Origin of the sequence: Mesorhizobium sp. M0938, from assembly GCF_040319125.1 — a bacterium.
Taxonomy (GTDB): domain Bacteria; phylum Pseudomonadota; class Alphaproteobacteria; order Rhizobiales; family Rhizobiaceae; genus Mesorhizobium; species Mesorhizobium robiniae.
This window is the reverse complement of the sequence record NZ_JAMYNS010000007.1, coordinates 52948-72218: the sequence shown is the minus strand read 5'-3', so window position 1 is coordinate 72218 and position 19271 is coordinate 52948. Positions and strand designations below refer to the sequence as shown.

The window sequence follows — 19271 nt, the reverse complement described above, 5'->3', positions numbered from 1 at the left end:
CCGCGCGCAACAATATTTCCCACATCCGCTATTTCTCGGATTCGTTTGGCTTTCGAACTTAGCCGTCCGGCGTCATTGGAATGCGTTTCAAAGTTCAACACTCCTCGGGGTTCAACCCAAGAGTGGGATAAACCCCAGAGTACCCATGGCCTTTCGTCTTTTTTCTCCCATACTGGCCGGCGCGACACTGCGCGAGCGCATGATCGCCTGTTTCGGTGCGACGATCGGCATTGCGCTGACCGGCGCGATTGGTGGCCTCGTGCTCGGCAGTGGCCCGCATGTGCCGCTGCTCGTGGCGCCGATGGGTGCCTCGGCCGTGCTTTTGTTCGCAGTGCCGGCGAGCCCGTTGGCGCAACCCTGGTCGATCATCGGCGGCAACACGATATCGGCGCTCGTCGGCGTGATCGTGGCGCACTTCGTGCATGAGCCCGTCCTTGCCACGGGCATTGCCGTTGCGCTTGCCATCGCCGCGATGTCGTTCACACGCTGCCTGCATCCACCAGGCGGCGCGGCGGCTCTGACGGCGGTGTTCGGCGGCCCGGCCGTCATCGACGCCGGCTTCCTGTTTCCGTTCGTGCCGGTGGCATTGAATTCGATCGTGCTGGTGGCACTCGGATACGGTTTTCACAAGCTGACGCGACGGACCTACCCGCATGGTATCACCGCTGCGTCAAAGAACAGTCACGGCACCATCGATCCACCGGCGCAGGAGCGTATCGGCTTCCGGCCCGAGGACATCGATGCTGCGCTCGGCGCTTTGGAGGAGACGTTCGACATCGACCGCAACGATCTCGAACGGCTCCTGCGCCAGGTGGAGTTACAGGCGACGGTGCGCACGCACCGGTCCTTGCTGTGTGAGGACATCATGTCGCGCGACGTAATTGCCGTAGGCGAGCACGCTAATGCCGACGAGGCGCGTCATCTGCTGCTCGATCACAATATCCGGACGCTGCCGGTCGTCGACGCGGAGGCAAGGCTTATCGGCGCCGTCGGACTGCGCGAACTGGCGTGGGCGACGGGCGCGGTGAAAAGCGTGACGAAGGCCGTGACAACTGCCTCGGCGAGCGCGCCGGCCATGGGCCTCCTGCCGGTGCTTACCGACGGCCGCAGCCACGCCGTCGTCATCGTAGACGACAACCAGCACATTCTCGGCCTGATTACGCAGACCGATCTGCTGGCTGCAACGGCACGCGCGCAAGCTGGCGACAAGGCGTTGGCGGAAGCGGCAGCGTAATCGGTGCCGGCCGCCGCGAAAAATATTCGGGAACCTTTTCTCGGCTAGGCCGTCCACTGTTTCGATCGGAGGATTTGCTTCCGGTCAGGAGATTGGCTCGCGATGAGGAAACCGGTCATGTCTGCTGTCTTGACCGTCACGGCATCTGGCGACATCCAGCTTGTCGGGCGCGCGCTGGCGCGCGAGGGCGGAGCCTTCCGCACGATTATCAAGATGCACAACCAGCGACTCTATCGTATCGCCCGCAGCATCGTCCGCAACGACAGTGAGGCTGAAGACATCGTGCAGGAGGCCTATGTCAGAGCCTTTGCCCATCTCGGGGATTTTCGCGGCGAATCCTCGCTCGCCACATGGCTGTCGCGCATCGTCATCAATGAGGCGCTTGGGCGCTTGCGCAAAAGACGGCGAACAGTAGCCATGCCGCAAACTCCACACGCCGAAATCATCAAATTTCCCCTCGATCCCAGCGACGATCCGGAGCGGACGATGGCGCAACGGCAAATCCTCGAGCTTGTCCAACGGGCGACCGATCGGCTTCCCGATGTGTACCGGACAGTGTTCGTGGCGCGGGTGATCGAGGGTCTCAGCATCGAGGAGACCGCCGAATTGCTTGATGTGCGGCCCGAAACCGTCAAGAGCCGCCTGCACCGCGCCCGCGCCCTCGTGCGCAAGGCGCTGGACGATCAGATCGGCCCGGTGCTGCTCAATGCCTTCCCCTTCGCCGGCCGCCGGTGTGAACGGCTGACCGCCGCGGTGATGCAGCGGCTTGGCTTTACAGACTGATTTCTCCCGAATTCCCGGGAACGTTTGCCCCCGCCCGGCATCCAATCATCGTCAACTGAAATGCCCGGAGCCAACCGCATCCGGCGAAGGAGAACGTCATGTTATTCGATCGACCACCGCACTGGCAGCGCTTTCCTGCTCAGCGCAGCGCCGTTGGCGCAAGCTGCCGACAAGCCGACCGACCCGCAGATCGCTCACATCGCCTACACAGCCGGCGTGCTTGACGTCGAAGCAGCCAAACAAGCGCTGGAGAAATCGAAGAACAAAGAGGTTGTAGATTTCGCCAAAGATATGGTGCGAGACCATGAAGCCGTAAACAAACAAGCGCTTGACCTGGTCAAGAAGCTCAAGGTTACGCCGGAGGACAACGCCACCAGCAAGGCGCTGACCGAGGCGGCGGCCGAGGAACGAGCCAAGCTCGCCAAACTCGACGGCGCCGCCTTCGACAAGGCCTATGTCGCCAACGAGGTCGCCTACCATAAGCAGGTCAACGGCGCGCTGAAAACCCTGCTGATACCCGCGGCCGAGAATGCCGAACTGAAGAATCTGCTGGAGACCGGCCTGAAGCTATTCCAGGGCCATGAACAGCATGCCGAACATGTCGCCGGCAGACTGAAATGAGAACAGCACCGACGGCGTCGAAACGGCATCTGTGGATTGCTCTGGCGCTAACCATTGGGGCCGCACCAGCCAAGGCCAACACGATTGAGGTAACGATCGAGAAGCTTGTATTTTCGCCCGCAAGCATCGAGGCGAAGGCCGGCGATACCATCGAATGGGTCAACAAGGACGTGTTCGCCCATACGGCGACCGTCAAAGGCGGCTGGGAGGTGACGATCCCGCCGAAGAAGGCGGCGAGCCTGATTCTGAAGACGGCGGGTTCGGTCGACTATTTCTGCCGCTTCCATCCCAACATGAAAGGCCATCTGACGGTGACGTCGCCGTAGCGATGCCAGCGGAGACCGCCCTGCGCGCACAGGGCGGTCCGGCGGCGTCAAGCCGCCCGGTAGCGAGGCGCGGGTTCGCCGGTTTGCGTCGCGGCGAACAGGATGGCGCGGGCGGCGTCGTAGGTTTCCCACAGCGCGGTCGTGGACTGACAGCAGCGGGATGGCTTCACCCTGATCGAACCCTGCTAAGGGCGGCGTCGATCATGTCTTCCGCGGGCAGCAACCGCCGGCGGACAATCTGTGCTAAAATAATCCTATGAAAGCATGGCTGGAAACGGCAAAGCGCCGGGCGCGCGACATCAAGCTTGATGTCGTCGCCCTGTGGTTCGCCGCGCGCGATCCTCGGGTGCCCTGGTCCGCGAAACTCGTGGCGGGGATGGTGGCCGCCTATGCGCTTTCCCCAATCGACCTGATCCCGGATTTCATCCCGGTGCTCGGCTATCTCGACGACCTGATCATCGTGCCGCTCGGCGTAATCCTGGCGATAAAGCTTATTCCGCCGCCACTGATGGACGAGTTTCGGGCGCGGGCTGCCGCGCTCGAAAGACGCCCGCAAAGCAGGACGGCAATGTTCTTTATCGTGGCGCTCTGGCTGGCTTTGGCGGCTTTGCTGATCTGGGCGTTCTGGCCCACCCGCGCCAAATAGTCCTCCGCAATCGAACGCCTCAACTATCTCCGGAACCGGCTCCAGCGAGATCACAGTCCCTGGCGCTTCACGCATCCGTAGCAATACGCGACCACGAGCCGGAATAGGTCGGCTTGCGGCGCGCGATCCAGGCGTCGAGCCCTTCGCGCAGATCAGCGGTCGGAGCCATGCGGGCGAACTGTTCGGCCTCGACCAGCAAGCCTTCGGCGATGGACTGGTTGAGGCCGCGCGTTACCGCAGTGAGGACACTGGCGACCGCCAGTTGCGAGTGCCGGGATATCCGCCGAGCCAGGTCGAGAGCGGCCGGCATCAGGTCGTCGTGTGGAACCACTTGGTTGACGAGGCCGAGCTGGAGCGCGCGTTGCGGCGAGAACACCTCCCCTGTCAGCAGCAATTCAAGCGCGCGCTTGCGCCCTGCCAGTCTCGGCAGGCGCTGCGTTCCGCCGAAGGTCGGCGGCATAGCGAGATTGATTTCGGGTTTGGCGAACGAGGCACGCTCGCTGGCGATGGCGAGCGGCGCGGCCTCGGTGATCTCGCAACCTCCGCCGAAGGCAAGACCGTTGACCGCGGCGATGACGGGCTTGCGGAACGCTTCCAGCCGTGCCGTCAATCGCTGCCCGCGCATGACAAAATCGCGCAGGGCGACATCGGCGCCAAGTGCCACGCTTGCCGAGAATTCGTGGATGTCGCCGCCTGCCGAGAACGCCCGCTCGCCTGCACCGGTGAGGATGACTGCGCGGATGGAGCCATCGACCTCGATGGCGTCGAGGATGGCCAGCAGGCGATCGATCAGGGCGTAGTTCAGTGCGTTGAGTTTTTCAGGGCGATTGAGAGTCAGGACGGCAACTCCGTCGCGAACCTCGCTCAGGACAAGTCCGGTCATTTGCTTCCTTTCCGATATGGCTGGGCAGGAAGGGATCAGGCTTTCGATTGCTTGTATATTCACTAGTCAGTATACCTCGCCCCATGCCGCAAGCGCCCAGCCCTACCCGCAAACGCATTGTCGATGCGGCGACGAAGCTCTTTTATGCCGAGGGGATTGGCCGTGTCAGCGTCGATGCGGTCGCTGAAAAGGCAGGCCTCACCAAGCGCACGCTTTACTATCATTTCAAGAGCAAGGACGACCTGATCGCCGCTTATCTCGATGGCCGCGACCAGCCAAACCTGAAGCAGATGGCCGGCTGGTTCGACACCGCCGAAGGCGGCCCCGATCGCAAGGTCGAAGCGATCTTCACCAATCTGGCACGGGTGGCGCGCCACCCCAGATGGAAAGGATGCGGTTTCCTGCGAACGGCCGCGGAACTCGCCGCCATGCCCGGACACCCGGCGATCAAGGTTGGGGCGCGACACAAGGCGAATTTCGAAAAATGGCTGGCCGGCGAAATGTCAGGCCGCGGCATTTTGGAACCGCAGACGCTAGCGCGCGAAATCGTACTTCTCATGGACGGCGCCTTCTCGATCATGTTGATCCACCGCAACCCTGATTATATCGAAGCAGCCGGCCGGGCTGCGGCGATGCTCGTTCGGGCGAGATCCAAAAACAGCATCTGACGACGCGTTCATAATGCTGCCGGAACTATCCGTGCCGGCTAAAGCCCGAAAGCCAGCCACGCAGTCCCTACAAGCAGCGTGACCAGCGTCAGCGGCAGGCCTACCTTGAAGAAGGCGGCGAACGATAGTGGTTTGCCGGAGACCCGCGCGTGCTCGGCGACAATCAGATTGGCGACCGAACCGAGCAGCGTGAAATTGCCGGCCAGCGTCGAACTCATCGCGACGACCAGCCAGGCGCGCTCGGGGTTTTCCAGACCGGGTATGAACGGCCGCAACGCCAGCACGGCCGGAACGTTGCTCATGATGTTGGACAACACCGCGGTGAAGCCGGACAGCCGCCAGACGTCGTCCAGCCCGAGGTCCTTTGCCGAGGCGATGATGTCGGGGCTGAGCAGCGCCTTCTCGGCGCCGGCGACGACGATGAACAGGCCGGCGAACATAAACAGCAGCGGCCCGTCGATCTCGCGATAGATGCGCGCCGGCTTGATGGCGCGGGTGACCAGAAGAATGGCGCCGCCGATGAGCGCCGCCTTGGCGACCGGCACGCCGGCGAAGAAGGCGATCGCCAGTCCGATGCACACGGCTGCCGCCTTCAGCACCTGTCCCGGCAGCATGCGGCCGCGATAGACTTCGGGGCTGAGTTCGGCCTTGCGAGCGAATTCTGCGCGATAGACGATGCGCACGATGACGAGGACGGCGACGAGGCCGAACAGGGCGACCGGCGCCAGAGCCGCCGAAAAGGCCGGATAGGAAATTCCCGATAGCGCGCCGATGACCATGTTCTGCGGATTGCCGGTGATGGTGGCGACGCTGCCGCAATTCGACGCCGTGGCGGTGGCGATCAGGTAGGGAACTGGGTTGCGGTTGATGACACGGGTGACATGGACGACAATCGGCGCCATGACCAAGCAGATAGCGTCGTTGACCAGGAACGCCGACAGCACGCCGGTCAGCAGCGTCACCATCACCAGCAGCATAAACGGCGCATGCGCGTGTTCGATGGCGATGGCGCCGAGTGCGCGAAAAGCGCCCGACACTTTTAGATGCGCCACGACGATCATCATGCCGAGCAGCAGCGTGATGGTGTCGAAATTGATGGCACGGTAGGCCTCGTCCAAGCTGAGCGCGCCGATGGCGATCATCGCCGCACCGCCGAGCAGCGCAATGCCTGCCCGGTCGAGGCGCAGACCGGGGAACCTGCCGATGGCGACGCCGGCATAGGTCAGGATCAGGATCAGCAGTGCCGCCGCGCCCATCGTTGTCATTCGTGGAAAGCCCCGTTCAGATCCGCCCAACAACGCCCCCTCACCGCGAACATTGGATGAAGCACAGGAAGTGCCCGCGACGTCGGCGAATCCAACCTGCGAGGCGTGCAGCGATCGGTGATACCTGAAAAAGGGCACGGATTCACGCGGCATGTCTCCGGCGCGATCTGTCATCCATATTATGCGCAGGGATCGGTTTGATCCATTACGTGGGCGCTTCACAACTTTCGGAGGCGGCCCGGCGTGCTTTTGGAAGCCTCTTCAGAGCCGCTCGCGGCCCGCGGCCGGAACTAGTGAAGGCCTAGCCGACGTATTTGCGCGTGCCGATCTCGCCCATCGAGGCGAACGCCGGCTTCCCCGCCTCGCGCGCTCGCCCCCGGCAGTCGAGCTTATTGCCGCATCTACCGCGCTCCCGGTGGAGTCGTGAGCAAGTACTCGTGCTTCCTGAAGATAGCAATCTTGTCGGGATAGGTGATCCGGATATCGCGTCCGCATCCGTCGCACTTGTAATGGGAAACGACCTGAAACCAACTGCCGTTCTTGACGACGGTGAAATTGCACTGCGGGCATTGGAAGGTCAGACCGACAGAGAATAGGCTGGGTGAGAGGGACATTGCAGCGCCTCGCATTCTGGAGAGCTTAAGGGCGGCTTGGTTAGTCCAGCGTCTCGACGACGAAGGATGCGGCAATCAAATCGTCGGCATCGATTCTGCCCTTGCCGTCCTCCATGACGGCTGCGACCTTTCGAAAAGTCTTCAGTTCATTCTCGGTAATCCGCGCGTCGCGCATCCTTTTATCGAGGTTGGTCATGCGCCTTCGAAGCGCCTGCGATGCTCCAATCTCACGGTTCAACATGGTGATCATATTCCTCCCTTGCTGGCTTCCCTTGCCGGCTTCCCGCCGCACGTTTCGGCACGGCGGGATCTCCTCCTAGCCGCCAGAGCGATTGAGCTTTTTATAGAACCTCCGAATCGCTCTAAGTATTTGTTTTTGCGCAATTCCGGACGGAGAACCGCTACGCATTTTTCCTCGAATTGCTATGGTCATTCAATGACTTTGATGATCTTGCGTGTGCCTGGATCAACGACAACAGTCCGGTTATCGACCACCACGTAGCTGTATTTGGTGTCGGGAACTTCATGAAACTCGACCGTCTCGGGCAGTGTTGAGCCGATATTGAGCTCTACCCCTGGTACCTTCACCGATGCGAGCGGCTGCTTCTTCACATATTCCTTGATGACGGTCTCCTGCTCAGGCTCGATGACTACGTCCTGAGCGGCAGCGGCGCCGATGCCTGCCAGCAGCAGAAATCCCGCCGCTGCAGTGGAAAGACGCATTCTCATAAGTGCCTCCTTTGTGTGAGCTCTGTTGCGCCAAACGGCGTCTTCGCGTCAGGCTCACCAAACCTGAGGCAGCAGCAAACGTTCCTTGAGTGGGCTTCGGTCCTATACGAGACAGGACCTAAGTCTCAGCTGTTCGCGCAATAGGCTGGATATCGCGCCATCCGGAACCGCGGTTGCTCGCAACCGTTGCAAGCTGCGAGTTTACGGGAGGAGCCCATGGAAAAGAGTGTTCACCAAGCCCGCTGGTTACTTGCTCCGGTCCTCGCGGTCTCCATCACGTTTCTGGCGATTGGAATGATCGTTAGCTAAGAACCAACTGAGCCGTACTGAGATCTGCGCAGCTACGTCCCTTCCTGCGCTGATAAGGGACCACCCGCTATTCCTCGATTTGGCGGGTGGTCCGAACCGCATTTCGGCTGACCAAGCCGGCCAGCTTACAGAAGGCCAAGAGTGTCTTGCGGCACAAACCGTTACCTATGTGTCCAGAATGGACCTTGGAAAGTTTGGCGATCCCGACAGGATTCGAACCTGTGACCATCGGCTTAGAAGGCCCAAAGCAAACCGCGCAGTTCTGCGGTTTCTGACCTCCCTTGCTGTAAACGGACCCTATCGATACGTTGAGGAAACCCGGGCAATTGTAAACGGAAATGGCTCTCAAATGACCAGCTATACGCAGCGGCACCCGGCTAAGCTGTGATCCAGCGTCGCGCCCGCCCAATCGTTACCGCCGCTCTGATCGTCGCGCCTATCGTGATCGTTGGCGGGCTGATCTATCGCGCTTTGCAGTGGTTGGGATGGGCCTAGCGCCAATCCGCCTTAACGACACGCCGGGTGTAGGCACGCTCGACCTCGAAGGCCGCTTCGTCCTTATTCGCGACAGTCCCCCGTGCACCGCCTTCAAAGCAGGTCCAAAACCATGTGCCGGCGCTTGGGCCGTTTACCGCTTTCATGATCCGACCGATAGCATCCTGCTGAAAGCTAGCGGTAAAGTCGAATGGCGCTGACTGCCCGCCGATCACGGTTCGCGACCATGAAAGCCAGACCCGGGAGCCCCTCGCGTTTACATACGAGAATGCCTCGACCTTGCTGTCGAATGTCTCGACCACATGGTTGTTGTCGACGACCTGAAAGCCGCGCTGGTAGGCGAAGCGGACTTTGAGGCGGTCTGTCATCCGCGGAACCGCTCTGTGGTCCACCGGATCTTGCCGTCGATCTTCATTGGCTTGTGGATCATCAGGCGCTTCGGAAGATGCTCGGGATGTACCTCGAGGAGCGTGATCTTGATCTCCGGCTTGCAGCGGATGCAGTCGAATTTAAGCTTCAGCGGATCGACCCCGCCGCCATAGACCATCATGAGATCGGCGGAGCGGCAGTAGCGGACATTGCCACAACTGCATTCCGCCTTGACTAGCATATTGTGCCGGGTCGCCTTGCCCAGCGTGTCGATTGGATCGTGCGCCATCCCTCTAAAAGGGAACATATTCCTGTTCCGTCAAGGCGCGCTTGACAATTTTGTTCTCATTTCGTTCACTATCGGCATCTATCGAAAGGAGCGGAACATGGCTCAGAAAAACCCGACTATGGTTCCCGTCGAATTCGCCGGCGTCTATTTCGCTGTTCATGAAATGCCGAACGGGCGTTTTCGGATCGATTTGGAAGGCCAGCCAATTCCATCATTGCCAGGTATTACTTACGGCCTGGCAATCAAGCCCGGCGCCAAAAGGGAACAGGTGGAGCAGCTACGCAATCTGCTCGATGAGTTGTGCCCCGAATATTATGCTGGGTTTCTAGATCGCGTTGATGACGAGGAATTCCAAGACTGGATGATGGAAGGCTACGACGTTTCCGGCTATCTCAATCCTGGCCGCCAGCTAGGTCCAGGCGATGAAATAGGCCGCGATCCTTTCGCCTACGATGCCAAGTAGAGAACCATGTGCGGACGCTACACCAGGTATCTCCCGTGGTCGGAAATCCACAGGCTCTATCGACTGACGGCGCCAGCCGAAATCGGCCGCAACGACGCGCCGCGCTACAACATCGCGCCGACCGAGGAAGTGCCATTCGTCACGGCGGGCGAGAAAGGGGGCCACAAGCTCCGCCAAGGTCGATGGTGGCTGGTTCCCTGGCATGCCAAGGAACTCCCCAAGGCCACCATGTTCAACGCCCGTTCCGAGACCATCGATACCTCTGGAGCCTTCAAGGATGCGTTCAAGTCGAAACGCTGCCTGATCCCTGCCGACGGCTTCTATGAGTGGACGATCAGCCCGGCTGACAAGGGACGTGACCCCTGGCATATCTTCCTGCCCGATCATCAGCCGTTCAGCTTCGCCGGCATCTGGGCCTACAACAAGAACCTCGACGTGACGAGCTGTTCGATTGTCACCATGCCGGCCGGTGAGACGATGCGCCAGATTCATGATCGGCAGCCGGTGATCCTCGATCCGGACGTCTATGATGCCTGGCTGGACCCGGAGACACCACCGAACGACGCCAAACAGTTGTTGCACGAAAACGTTGATGAGGACCTGGAGTTCTACCGTGTCAGCCGCGACGTGAACGCCTCCGTCAAGAACAAGCTGCCAAACGACAGCCCACACATGATCGAGCCGATAGCGCTGCTATGAGCGACGAAATCCGCCTCCCCGGCACAATGGAGCCCGTGACCCGCCCCGGCATTCAGCACCATAGCTGCGAGCATTCCGGCTGCGGCAAGATAGCCGGATGGGGCTTTGCTAAGCCGCGGCAGTCGCCGCACTGGTTCTGTTTCGAGCACCACGAAGAGGGGGAGCGATATCTGTGACGATAAACCCGCCAAGACGACCCGACGAATACCCCGATCGCGAGATCGATTGCCAGGAGGCAATGGAGCCGAGCTTTCAGGCGATCGTCGACGGCATGCTGCTGGCCGGATGGACGCGCGGGGAGATCATACGCTCGCTACGGCGTCTGATCGCGGCCGACAACATGACGCAGAAGGAAAACGCCAAGGTCGAGGCGCAACTGGCGATCACGCGCGCCGGCCGGCCTTGACGATTGCCGGGCGGGCGCCAGAGCCGACGATAACACGCGTAGAAGCACTCTATTACCGTCGGCGTGGGATCTATCCATTAATTCGACCAGGTTGAAGCCAGCGCTCCTGTTTGCCCCGCCTTGACAAGGCCCAGCCGCCAATCAGCATCAGCGCACCCCAAATCAGGAACCCGATGTCCCAGTAGATCCACTGGTCCCGGGGGACGGTTTCGTTGACATGGTGGAGTCCGAGAAGCTGATGATCGATCACACCCTCGACCAGGTTGAATATGCCGAATCCCATGAGGACCGTCCCAAGCAACATCTTCCCTGGCCACCAGAGATGAGGTTTGTGCGCAGCACGCCAGAGTATGATCAGACCAAGCGCGACGAACAGATAGGTGCCCCCATGGAATAGGCCATCTAAGAGCGTGTTGAACCGAATGTTCTCAACACTATCAGCGGGATAGCCGGCGCTGGTCGCCATATGGTGCCACTGGAGTATCTGATGCAGCACGATTCCATCGAAGAATCCGCCCAGGCCAAGCCCGAGCAGAATACCGGCAGACGTTGGAAATTGGCGATGCCCGAAGTCGTCCCCATCCTTTTTCTCCTTTGGGAACCTAACTTCGGGCCGGGCCATATGCACGTCACCGTTTCGCGCTGTCGGCGTCCCGCTCGTCGCGTCGGAGGAACTCGGTGGTGATCGTAGCCAGGTTGTTTTCCAGCCAGTCGGCCATCGCCTGTTCCTCGCGAAGGTTTTGCTCGCACGCTCTTTGGGCCTCGGCATCGCCGACCTCGCCGGCTGCAGCGATGAGCATCTTGTAGCTGGCGATTTCCATATGCTCGAACGTGTAGCTGGCCAGCGATCCTTTCATCACCTCGTCGCCTGCAAACATGCCGCTGATGCTCTGTCCCATGGCGACTATCTTCCCGCCGGCATCTTTAAGCGTCGATGATCCTTCCCCCATCCGATCGAGGCATTGTTCGAGCCGTTTTGCCTGTTGCTTCGTTTCTTCGAGATGCATCTTCATCCGGTCGCGTAGCTCGGGATAGTTTTCGAGGCGTCCGATTTGGCCGCTCAACATGGTCTCGGCCTGTTCTTCCATGGCGTGAGCGTCGCGAAGCCACTGCGCCAGGCGTTCCTGGGAATCTGTCATGTCTGTCTCCGTTGTCAGTATAGGTTTACTGCCATCGCAACGTCGCCACAGACCGTTAGTTCCGATCGCCGCGGGTCAGAGATCGCCGCGCTTCAGATCTGGGGTTCTCACCCTCCTCAGGATGCATTCCCACCCTGTGCTCGTAGACGAGCGTTCCGCCCTTCCAGCCAGTGTAAACAAGAAGCAGGACAACCACCGTCGATAGGGCCAACCCCCAAGGTAGAGCCCCCTCGACCGCGCCGGCACTCAGACGCAAGAGGAAGTTACTCAAGGCGAGTAGCACTGCTAAGACATTGCCGATCATGTGGTGCCATGCCGCGCCAAAAGAACGTATGGCTGCATTTCCAAGGAAGTCGGCAAAGCCGGCCAGTGCTGCAGCGGTGCTCATCAGCAGGGCAAAGCCGAGCAGCCAAAAAGACGCCTCGGCCCAGAAGGCAGTCCTGGTGGACCAGAACACCACGTCTGCAAGGAACACCGACACAAGCAAGGCGATCGGGAAGGGAATCAACATGGGGTGGATCGGATGACCGCCGATTTTCGCGGTGGTGGCGACGCCCAGCAGATGATTTGGTCGGTCCAAAGGCATGTACAAAGAACGATAAGAATCCCGAATTAGTTCCGAAACCTAGTCCTCATCCCAGAAGTCCTGAAGCGAGGCATGACGCAAATCTTCGGGGCCTCTTAGGTGCTTCACGCGGGCTTTGATGCCCGACTTCACCCACTGCGTCGCCGGTCGTTTCTTCATGCCCTTTGGCGCCGGGCCGGCGTGTTCCTGCACCCGCTTCCATAGCCGTTCCCGCATCTCGCGATTGACGCTGACGAAAGCACTGCCGACATATTTCCGGGTGCCTGGCTCTCCCATGAGCGCAAATGCCGGCTTACCTCTCTCACGCTCGACACCGAGCAGTTCGAGATCACTTTCCATCAACGCCTTGGCCTTTAGCCAGTTCGTCGATCGGCCGCTGCGGTATTTGCTGTCGCGGCGTTTCGATACCATGCCCTCGAGCCCCGCCTGCTCGATCAGGTGGAACACCGCATCGCCGGTTCCCGGTAAAGCTTCGCTGAATTGAATGTGGCTGCCAGCCTCGACTAGACCGGCGAGGATATCGCGCCGATCCTCCAGCGCCATGTCGCGAAGATCATGGCCGTTCAAATGGAGGAGATCGAAGGCGACGAAATAGAGGTCGTGCTGCCGGCGCGTGATCGCTTTGCGCAATTCCGAAAAACTGGAGAGGCCGGCCTCATTAAGAACGATGATTTCGCCGTCGATGATTGCGCTTTCCACAGCCAGCGCCTTGGCTGCCTCAACCAGATCGGGGTATTTCTTCGTCCAGTCGAGCCCATTGCGCGTGAAGATGCGCACACCGCCGGCGTCGATGACGATCTGCGAGCGGTAGCCGTCGAACTTGACCTCGTGGATCCAGTCGTCGCCCTCGGGAGGCTTGTCGACAAGCGTCGGCAACAATGGCTCGATGAACTTCAGCCGATCTTGGGCGTTACGCATGCGCACTTGACACTCCGGAACCGCGATTCAAGCCGCAGGCAAGCAATCGGTTCCGGGTATTTTAGCGAAATTGTATGTGGGAGTGGTTATGGCAACGATGGAAGTGACGGCCTGCCGGGCGGCGCTCAGCCTAATCAGGATGGCGATCGAGGAAACCTGTCCGGCTGGCGTGTTGCCCAGCGAGGAAGCCGTTCTGGGTCTCTATGGGCCGAAGCCGATCCATGAAGCGGAAGCGCTGGCCAAGGCCATCATCGCCACGGTGGAGAGGTTGACCGGGCCATGAAACGCGAAAAGCCCGCCGCACCTTTCGGCACGGCGGGCGACCGGTCGTTCACCAAGCACAGGTGTGGGCGGGGGATCGGATGTGCCCGGTGCACGGATCGTGAAAAATCATAGGCGCGCCGGCGGCGCTGCGTCTACCAACCGGCAGTTGGAATGTTTCAACAGCTTGCGGTCATTCAGGATCGCTCCCGGCCGCAACCCGACGGTACCGGAAGTGATTGCGGATGTGGTCGTTGAAGAAGCGGCCTTTGGCGAAGGCCGCTTTGAACGCGTCGAAGGTCTCCGGCGGCACGTCCTCAAATTGGTAGCATTTACCGCTGGCCACGAACCATACCGAGAGAGTTCTGCTGTCCGGATCGTATTCCGTTTTGCGTATCGAGGCGGATGGCATGACGGCGGCTCGCCCAAATGCCCGTAGCTCGCCTAATTGGGAGACCTTAGGCGCGCGCGGGCAGCTATCTTGCTGAACATCCTCATGTCCAGTTTGTAGTCAGGATCCATCGTTCGTTTCCAGCGGGCATAGCTGTACATTCCCGCACGGAAACGTGCGAGCCGCGTCTCAAAGTGTCGGTCCATATAGTTCCCAAGCAGGAAGGACTTGAGATGCGCCGCCACTTCGTCGGATAGCAGCCCGTCAGATTTCAGCTGGCTACTGACATCAAGGAAGTAGAGGGCGCGACCTTGCCGCCAATCAACCGAGTTTTTTGCCTTTTCATAGGTCGGATAAACCGGCCGATCGAAATTAGCGCATTTGCTGGAGTAATCGACCAGGGAGCATCCGCACATTGACCAAATCTCGTGCCTTGTTCCAAGCCACGGACATGAGCCTGGGTCATCATCAGTCCAGGAATCGATGTACTCCCGCTGAATTGCTGCGCACATTTGCCGCTCTTTGTTGGCTGGGATGAACGAGCAGGTTCGATGGTATTCGGTCACGACTTTTTTCCAGCGGCGTGGAGGCTTTGCTGCGACACAAGTACCGTCTGAACAGACCGCCGACCACTGAGCATCGTTGAAATTGAGCATCTCGCATGAAGAGTTGCGGCTGTATTCGAACAGGGCCAGGAACGCCGGAGCGTAGGCGCGCGAGACGGCCTGCCGATCCAATGCAGTGATCGAGTTGCCGCCCACTGCATCTCGCGAGCAAGACAGAGCCTGGATGGTCTGCTTGCTGTCCGGCCCCAGAATGCAATCTTCAAACTTTGAGAAATCGCAATTGGCATAGTGCATAATTGAATCGAAATCGTAGTCGCTGGCCCCGCTTAGGGTGTAGCTCTGCTTGTTAAATTGACCCGCCCCGCCCTCAATGTTGCCCTCCAGAATCAACACGTAGCTGTCGCGGTCTGGTCGCTGATGCTCGTGCATCAGGCCTATGGCGTGCCCGATTTCGTGCTGGATTACGCTGTTGTAGCCGTTCCAGTGCTGGCCATAAATCCAAAGATCTTGGCCGCCTTTGCGCATGCCGAGCTCCGAACAGCTAGTATAGACCCCGGCACATCGCTCACCGTGATGTGTTCTGACAGTTATGAAGTTGGGTTCGTTCGTCCGCTGCGCGCACGTCAATGGTGTTCCGCCTGTCCACGCATTGCAGGCGCCTCTGAAGGTCTGCTGTTGAAAGGCGTTTACCGACGCGTCGAACTGGTAGACTATTCTGCCTCCCGTCCACCTGTTCGAGACCACGGCCCCGAGCGCTGAGACCGACCGTTTTTTGATGATGATGTCGCCAAGCAGAAATTCACCGTTCTGATCGTACGTAATCGTGGCGCCTCCAGCCAAATCTTCGAGGCTCAATGTCTCGGGCGCGAGAGCAGAGCCGTGAGAACTTCCGAGTACTCCAATATAAAACACGAGGAAGATGTAAAATAACCGCATAGTACGACTCCCCTCTCATTTTACCTCAATGTCGGCTATTCTCCGACCCGGAGCATCGGTCGAATAGATGAAAGTGCCCGCGTCCGAGCGGACGGAGACGCAGGCTGTGATCGGAAGGGAATAACCGTCTTCCAACGAGTAACATGCGGAAAATTCAAAGATCAGCGTGCCAGCGATTACTCTTCCGCCGATGGCTTGAACCTACGCACCACGAATTCGAAGAGCGCGTCTGATATCCACATCGCCGACACACCAATCAGGAACGCCGCGGCAAGTGTCGTAGTGTCGTCGTCGGTCGCTGGAATCGGCAGGCCGGTGGCGCGGAAATAGTGCACCACCGGCAACGTGAGATAGGCCGCCGCAAGGGCACCGCAGATCGGCGACGCCACCATCTCGCGGACCTTGTAGCGGTGGCGCGATAAGGCCCTTAGAACGCCGCCTGCGAGGCCTGCAGCGACGACCGGGCCTTTGATGCCTAGTAGATCGAACAATTCTTGCATCATGGTCTCCAGCCGCACCAATTGGCGCCCTGATTGTTGAAGGTGTTCAGCTCATCGAGCTCGGCCCTGGTCATGGCCGCGACGACTGCCAAGCTCGGCCGTCGCGGTTGATTGTGGTCGCACCAGACTTCACGCGGGTTGCCGATCGGCGGCATTGTCGTGCAGCCGGCGAGCACCAGGCACAGGATTAGCGCCTTGCCCATTTCTCTGCCTCCTTGCGCGCCGCATCGTCCGTCAGGCCGGCAGCCTGGCGTTCGGCCTCTGTGGCTTCACGGTCCATCTCGAGGCGGTCTTCAGCAGCAGCGAGTTTCCCCGCCGCCTGTTTTGCCGCTTCCTTCTTGGCCCGGTTGACGCCGCCGGCGACATACAGGCCGAGCCCGCTTACAACCGCGGCGAAGAGCGCCATGATGGCCTTGTTGCCGATCACTGCGCGGAAAACCCATGCAAGGAGCGCGGTCATTTCAGCCCGCTCCAGACCTTAAGGACTGTGGCCATACGTTTCTTCGCCCGGCGGTAAAAAATCAGGCCGGCCATGCCGAAAGTGAGCCACGCGACCAGCGCCGTGAGTATCCAAAATGGGTCCATGGTCAGTGCTCCCAGCCCAATTTCCGCGCTAGCCAATGCCAGCCCTCAACCGATGCACCGATCGCCAGACCCGTGCCGGTTTCAAGCATCATCTGAATATCGGGATCGGCGGAGAACGAGGCGGCATCGTCCGCCCCGAGCAGGCCACGCGCGACGAGGACGCCAGCGAGGTACCGCATCGCGATACGAATGATGAGGCCGATCATGACGGCTTCCTTCCGAGTATTTTGAGAATGAGATTGAGGAGCATGGCCCATAGGCTTGGCTTCGCCGCTGGCGTCGGCACAGGCGCGGCCGCAGGAGGCTTGGGCGCGGCGGGTGGCTGTGGAGTCGTGACCGGAGCGGATGGCGATGGCGATGGCTGTGGCCAAGCGGTGTCCTTGATGCGAGACCACTTGCGGAAAGCGTTGGCGAGCTTCGTATCGTAGGCGTTCTTCCGGTAGCCGGAGCCGTTGTAGCCTTTGGCGAATCCAGCCCAATCGTGACCGCGCAGATTGTCGTCCAGCTTGTTGGTCTTGATGAAATTCACCGCGGCGAGAAGCTGAAGTTCTTCATCGGCCATCATTGCCTGAACCATGGCCTGCACCGTCAGAAAGCCGGCGGCGGCGTAGTTCTCGCCGAGAACTTGGCCCAATCCCCAGGAGGCGGACTTCAGCGCCGCCGTCTCGTCGATCGCGCATGCCGCCTTCAACCTGGGATAGCTGTCTCTCGGATAGGGCTTCTCACCCCACTTTTGATATGCGAGCCCCTGCGCAACGGCCTGGGCGCGCTTCGCACCCGTGAGATTGCGGAGGAACACATGCGGCTCGAATAGGATGATCGGCCGGCCCTGTGTATCGAACCCGTGGCCTGTGGTCTCGACATCAAGGAAGGCGTGTATCTCATCCTCGCCGACGCCGATCATCGCGCCAAGCTTGGGCAAGTCGAGATCGTCAAGACGTTTCGCAGCGCCCCTGAACGTCATGTCCATGGTCGTTCCTTTCCGCCCTCGCGGGCAGGTTGAGATGGGTTGACTGTTTCGTAAGGTCGGCGCTTTTATCGTGCACTGCACAAAAAGGCTGGTCATGGCTTTGAGAATCAAGCTGCCGAGGGGCACCCTGAAGGTGAAGACCTATCGAGAGCTGCGAACTCGCGAACGGGACCGGCGCGTCCCGGTCATGAAGGTTGGCTCGATCTATCTGATCTGGTGGTCGAACAAGCGAAAGTCTGACCGTAACTAGCCGAGGTCTAATGCCTTTCCGCCCTCGCGGGCAGGTTGTGCGGGTTTCGGATCTTGGGTATTGGAGGCTTTACGGAGATGCCAATGGCGGCGCGCAAAGACCTGATCATCCTTGGTGGACAGTGGGCTTCCCACAGCGCAAAGTTTCGAACGAACGCTGCGCAGACGGCCGGAGAAATCCACACCAAAGACAATGGCCTGGTGATGCTGATTGACGGCCGATGGGAAGTGCTGAAAAGTGGCGACCTCAACGAGGCCGACGTCGTGCTGAATGCGCTACGGCCGCCGAATTAGATGGGCGGCCGAGGGCGAGTCACCCGCGCCGATCGCATCGAGGCTGAAAGCCTCACAAATAGATAATCGCGGCAAGGACACTGGGAAAAAACAGCATAACCATCATGATGAAGAACGGCCAGAACCCAGGGCCTGAGAAATAGTCCTCGACCTTTTTGCGCAGCTCTTTCATGACTTGGCGTTTGCCACTCCTTTTCAGAGGCTATTTGGACGAACAAAGCGCTCCGGCCATGTACGCCATGTTGCGCACTGCGGTCTTCGGCGCGAACCTAAGAAATTCGGTCCGCAGCTTGTATTTCAACCATCCCTTCGACGGGCCGGCTAGGTGCTGCTCATAAGCGAGATCGTGACCGAACGTCATCAGCTTTTCGACTTTGAGGCCGGAAGTCTTGAGTAGGTTTTCGAAGGTCTGTGGCGTGTAAAAATTAATGTGCCCATACGGCCCGGACATGCGGATCGCCTTTTTTAGGTTCCGCGTGTGCTCCAACGGCACTTCGATATAGAGCTTTTTGCAAACCCTCGCCGCTTCCATCAAGAACATCCGCTCGTGCTCGACATGCTCGACGACGTGGATGGCAAGACCGAGGTCAAAGGACTTGTCGGGATGTGGAATATGATAGCCGTCGAAGATGTCCAGACTGGCTAGGTTGGCTATTTTCCTGGTCTTGATCGCCTCGACGCCACTTGTCGAAATCTCGACAGCTCCAAGCGTCTTTCCGAGCCCTTTCTTGTTCAGCTTGTCCAAGACAGCACCTTCGCCGGCACCGATGTCGAGTATTTTATTGAACGTCTGTCCTTGGAGGATGCTCTCGATGTGTCCGACAGATTGCTTGGAAGCAATCTCACGTTTCGCTGCCACCTTTCCATCGGTGTAGTAGTCGTCATAGATGGCAATGATGCTGTCTGCGTTGGCCACGAAAATCAGTCCCCTTGAAAGACCATCCGGCGACTTCGCCAAGATCCCCTTGGCAGCGTTACCAGATTGACCAATGTGACAAAAGCCTGAGATTTCGCCTCCCTTTCAAATCGTCATGGTCTCGTGCTATCGACCGAGTCCCGCACGCCTCCAAAGGGGAA

The 19271-nt window shown here is 59.6% G+C and carries 31 protein-coding genes; 12 read left to right on the top strand and 19 right to left on the bottom strand.

From position 1 onward, the window contains the following. Window positions 1-145: 145 nt before the first annotated feature. The 5 genes from NKH73_RS14400 to NKH73_RS14380 all read left to right on the top strand — a co-directional run bounded on the left by NKH73_RS14400 (window position 146) and on the right by NKH73_RS14380 (window position 3610). Window positions 146-1234, top strand: a complete 1089-nt coding sequence (locus NKH73_RS14400) for an HPP family protein (protein ID WP_352932471.1) — start codon at window positions 146-148, stop codon at window positions 1232-1234. Window positions 1235-1351: 117 nt separating this feature from the next. Beyond that, on the top strand, window positions 1352-2017 hold the full coding sequence (locus NKH73_RS14395; protein WP_352932470.1) for an RNA polymerase sigma factor: 666 nt from the start codon (window positions 1352-1354) through the stop codon (window positions 2015-2017). 60 nt (window positions 2018-2077) lie between these two features. After that, complete coding sequence (locus NKH73_RS14390) at window positions 2078-2638, top strand: DUF4142 domain-containing protein (protein WP_352932468.1); 561 nt, start codon at window positions 2078-2080, stop codon at window positions 2636-2638. Further along, window positions 2635-2964 carry a cupredoxin domain-containing protein gene (locus tag NKH73_RS14385; protein WP_352932466.1) on the top strand — a complete coding sequence of 110 codons (330 nt, stop codon included), beginning with the start codon at window positions 2635-2637 and terminating at the stop codon, window positions 2962-2964. Before NKH73_RS14390 ends, NKH73_RS14385 begins: the two co-directional genes overlap by 4 nt. Before the next feature lie 256 nt (window positions 2965-3220). After that, window positions 3221-3610 (top strand): YkvA family protein, encoded by a 390-nt coding sequence (locus NKH73_RS14380; protein WP_352932464.1) that lies wholly within the window; start codon window positions 3221-3223, stop codon window positions 3608-3610. 67 nt (window positions 3611-3677) lie between these two features. Here NKH73_RS14380 and NKH73_RS14375 read toward each other — a convergent pair whose 3' ends face one another. Further along, window positions 3678-4493 carry a crotonase/enoyl-CoA hydratase family protein gene (locus tag NKH73_RS14375; protein WP_352932462.1) on the bottom strand — a complete coding sequence of 272 codons (816 nt, stop codon included), beginning with the start codon at window positions 4491-4493 and terminating at the stop codon, window positions 3678-3680. A gap of 83 nt (window positions 4494-4576) precedes the next feature. Between NKH73_RS14375 and NKH73_RS14370 the strand changes: the two genes are divergently transcribed. Continuing rightward, complete coding sequence (locus NKH73_RS14370; RefSeq protein WP_352932460.1) at window positions 4577-5161, top strand: TetR/AcrR family transcriptional regulator; 585 nt, start codon at window positions 4577-4579, stop codon at window positions 5159-5161. A gap of 38 nt (window positions 5162-5199) precedes the next feature. Here the strand turns inward: NKH73_RS14370 and NKH73_RS14365 are convergent, their stop codons facing one another. From NKH73_RS14365 to NKH73_RS14345, 5 genes are all read right to left on the bottom strand, one after another. Beyond that, complete coding sequence (locus tag NKH73_RS14365) at window positions 5200-6426, bottom strand: anion transporter (RefSeq protein ID WP_352932457.1); 1227 nt, start codon at window positions 6424-6426, stop codon at window positions 5200-5202. A gap of 654 nt (window positions 6427-7080) precedes the next feature. After that, window positions 7081-7236 carry a hypothetical protein gene (locus tag NKH73_RS14360; RefSeq protein WP_352932455.1) on the bottom strand — a complete coding sequence of 52 codons (156 nt, stop codon included), beginning with the start codon at window positions 7234-7236 and terminating at the stop codon, window positions 7081-7083. Between the two features lie 233 nt (window positions 7237-7469). Further along, window positions 7470-7769: a DUF1236 domain-containing protein gene (locus tag NKH73_RS14355; RefSeq protein ID WP_352932454.1), complete on the bottom strand. Its 300-nt coding sequence runs from the start codon at window positions 7767-7769 to the stop codon at window positions 7470-7472. A gap of 800 nt (window positions 7770-8569) precedes the next feature. After that, the gene (locus tag NKH73_RS14350; RefSeq protein ID WP_352932452.1) at window positions 8570-8941 is read right to left on the bottom strand and encodes a hypothetical protein; all 372 of its coding nucleotides are present in this window, start codon (window positions 8939-8941) and stop codon (window positions 8570-8572) included. Further along, complete coding sequence (locus tag NKH73_RS14345) at window positions 8938-9249, bottom strand: hypothetical protein (protein WP_352932450.1); 312 nt, start codon at window positions 9247-9249, stop codon at window positions 8938-8940. The genes NKH73_RS14350 and NKH73_RS14345 overlap by 4 nt, the downstream gene beginning before the upstream one ends. Window positions 9250-9328: 79 nt before the next feature. On the opposite strand from NKH73_RS14345, the gene NKH73_RS14340 reads away from it, so the two are divergent. From NKH73_RS14340 to NKH73_RS14325, 4 genes are read left to right on the top strand one after another with little or no spacing between them, the layout of a single operon-like run. Next, window positions 9329-9694 (top strand): hypothetical protein, encoded by a 366-nt coding sequence (locus tag NKH73_RS14340; protein WP_352932448.1) that lies wholly within the window; start codon window positions 9329-9331, stop codon window positions 9692-9694. A gap of 6 nt (window positions 9695-9700) precedes the next feature. Then, window positions 9701-10393: an SOS response-associated peptidase gene (locus NKH73_RS14335; protein WP_352932447.1), complete on the top strand. Its 693-nt coding sequence runs from the start codon at window positions 9701-9703 to the stop codon at window positions 10391-10393. Then, window positions 10390-10569, top strand: coding sequence for a hypothetical protein (locus tag NKH73_RS14330; protein WP_352932446.1), 180 nt, complete (start codon window positions 10390-10392; stop codon window positions 10567-10569). Before NKH73_RS14335 ends, NKH73_RS14330 begins: the two co-directional genes overlap by 4 nt. Next, window positions 10566-10799 (top strand): hypothetical protein, encoded by a 234-nt coding sequence (locus NKH73_RS14325; protein WP_352932444.1) that lies wholly within the window; start codon window positions 10566-10568, stop codon window positions 10797-10799. Before NKH73_RS14330 ends, NKH73_RS14325 begins: the two co-directional genes overlap by 4 nt. A 70-nt stretch (window positions 10800-10869) precedes the next feature. On the opposite strand, the gene NKH73_RS14320 is transcribed toward NKH73_RS14325, so the two are convergent. From NKH73_RS14320 to NKH73_RS14305, 4 genes are read right to left on the bottom strand one after another with little or no spacing between them, the layout of a single operon-like run. Beyond that, window positions 10870-11421, bottom strand: coding sequence for a DUF2243 domain-containing protein (locus NKH73_RS14320; protein ID WP_352932442.1), 552 nt, complete (start codon window positions 11419-11421; stop codon window positions 10870-10872). 7 nt (window positions 11422-11428) lie between these two features. After that, a complete protein-coding gene (locus NKH73_RS14315; RefSeq protein ID WP_352932440.1) occupies window positions 11429-11938 on the bottom strand; it encodes a ferritin-like domain-containing protein in 510 nt (169 codons plus the stop codon). 55 nt (window positions 11939-11993) lie between these two features. Further along, window positions 11994-12524 carry a DUF2231 domain-containing protein gene (locus NKH73_RS14310; protein ID WP_352933015.1) on the bottom strand — a complete coding sequence of 177 codons (531 nt, stop codon included), beginning with the start codon at window positions 12522-12524 and terminating at the stop codon, window positions 11994-11996. Window positions 12525-12563: 39 nt separating this feature from the next. Then, window positions 12564-13442, bottom strand: a complete 879-nt coding sequence (locus NKH73_RS14305; RefSeq protein WP_352932438.1) for an ATP-dependent DNA ligase — start codon at window positions 13440-13442, stop codon at window positions 12564-12566. Window positions 13443-13530: 88 nt separating this feature from the next. Between NKH73_RS14305 and NKH73_RS14300 the strand changes: the two genes are divergently transcribed. Beyond that, window positions 13531-13725 (top strand): hypothetical protein, encoded by a 195-nt coding sequence (locus tag NKH73_RS14300; RefSeq protein WP_352932437.1) that lies wholly within the window; start codon window positions 13531-13533, stop codon window positions 13723-13725. Window positions 13726-13896: 171 nt separating this feature from the next. Here NKH73_RS14300 and NKH73_RS14295 read toward each other — a convergent pair whose 3' ends face one another. The 8 genes from NKH73_RS14295 to NKH73_RS14260 form a co-directional block, all read right to left on the bottom strand. After that, window positions 13897-14115: a KTSC domain-containing protein gene (locus NKH73_RS14295; RefSeq protein ID WP_352932436.1), complete on the bottom strand. Its 219-nt coding sequence runs from the start codon at window positions 14113-14115 to the stop codon at window positions 13897-13899. Between the two features lie 32 nt (window positions 14116-14147). Further along, entirely contained in the window at window positions 14148-15596 is a 1449-nt protein-coding gene (locus tag NKH73_RS14290; protein WP_352932433.1) for a M12 family metallopeptidase, read from the bottom strand. A 176-nt stretch (window positions 15597-15772) separates the two neighbouring features. Then, the gene (locus NKH73_RS14285; RefSeq protein WP_352932431.1) at window positions 15773-16096 is read right to left on the bottom strand and encodes a hypothetical protein; all 324 of its coding nucleotides are present in this window, start codon (window positions 16094-16096) and stop codon (window positions 15773-15775) included. Beyond that, window positions 16096-16299 carry a hypothetical protein gene (locus NKH73_RS14280; protein WP_352932429.1) on the bottom strand — a complete coding sequence of 68 codons (204 nt, stop codon included), beginning with the start codon at window positions 16297-16299 and terminating at the stop codon, window positions 16096-16098. The genes NKH73_RS14285 and NKH73_RS14280 overlap by 1 nt, the downstream gene beginning before the upstream one ends. Next, window positions 16284-16556, bottom strand: a complete 273-nt coding sequence (locus NKH73_RS14275; RefSeq protein ID WP_352932428.1) for a hypothetical protein — start codon at window positions 16554-16556, stop codon at window positions 16284-16286. Before NKH73_RS14275 ends, NKH73_RS14280 begins: the two co-directional genes overlap by 16 nt. After that, the gene (locus NKH73_RS14270) at window positions 16553-16681 is read right to left on the bottom strand and encodes a hypothetical protein (RefSeq protein ID WP_352932426.1); all 129 of its coding nucleotides are present in this window, start codon (window positions 16679-16681) and stop codon (window positions 16553-16555) included. The genes NKH73_RS14275 and NKH73_RS14270 overlap by 4 nt, the downstream gene beginning before the upstream one ends. Before the next feature lie 2 nt (window positions 16682-16683). Continuing rightward, window positions 16684-16887, bottom strand: coding sequence for a Pam3-gp28 family putative phage holin (locus tag NKH73_RS14265; protein WP_352932425.1), 204 nt, complete (start codon window positions 16885-16887; stop codon window positions 16684-16686). Continuing rightward, window positions 16884-17762: an N-acetylmuramidase family protein gene (locus NKH73_RS14260; protein WP_352932423.1), complete on the bottom strand. Its 879-nt coding sequence runs from the start codon at window positions 17760-17762 to the stop codon at window positions 16884-16886. Before NKH73_RS14260 ends, NKH73_RS14265 begins: the two co-directional genes overlap by 4 nt. Window positions 17763-17984: 222 nt before the next feature. Between NKH73_RS14260 and NKH73_RS14255 the strand changes: the two genes are divergently transcribed. Then, window positions 17985-18194, top strand: coding sequence for a hypothetical protein (locus tag NKH73_RS14255; protein WP_352932421.1), 210 nt, complete (start codon window positions 17985-17987; stop codon window positions 18192-18194). Window positions 18195-18396: 202 nt separating this feature from the next. Here the strand turns inward: NKH73_RS14255 and NKH73_RS14250 are convergent, their stop codons facing one another. After that, on the bottom strand, window positions 18397-19152 hold the full coding sequence (locus tag NKH73_RS14250; protein ID WP_352932419.1) for a class I SAM-dependent methyltransferase: 756 nt from the start codon (window positions 19150-19152) through the stop codon (window positions 18397-18399). Window positions 19153-19271: the final 119 nt, after the last annotated feature.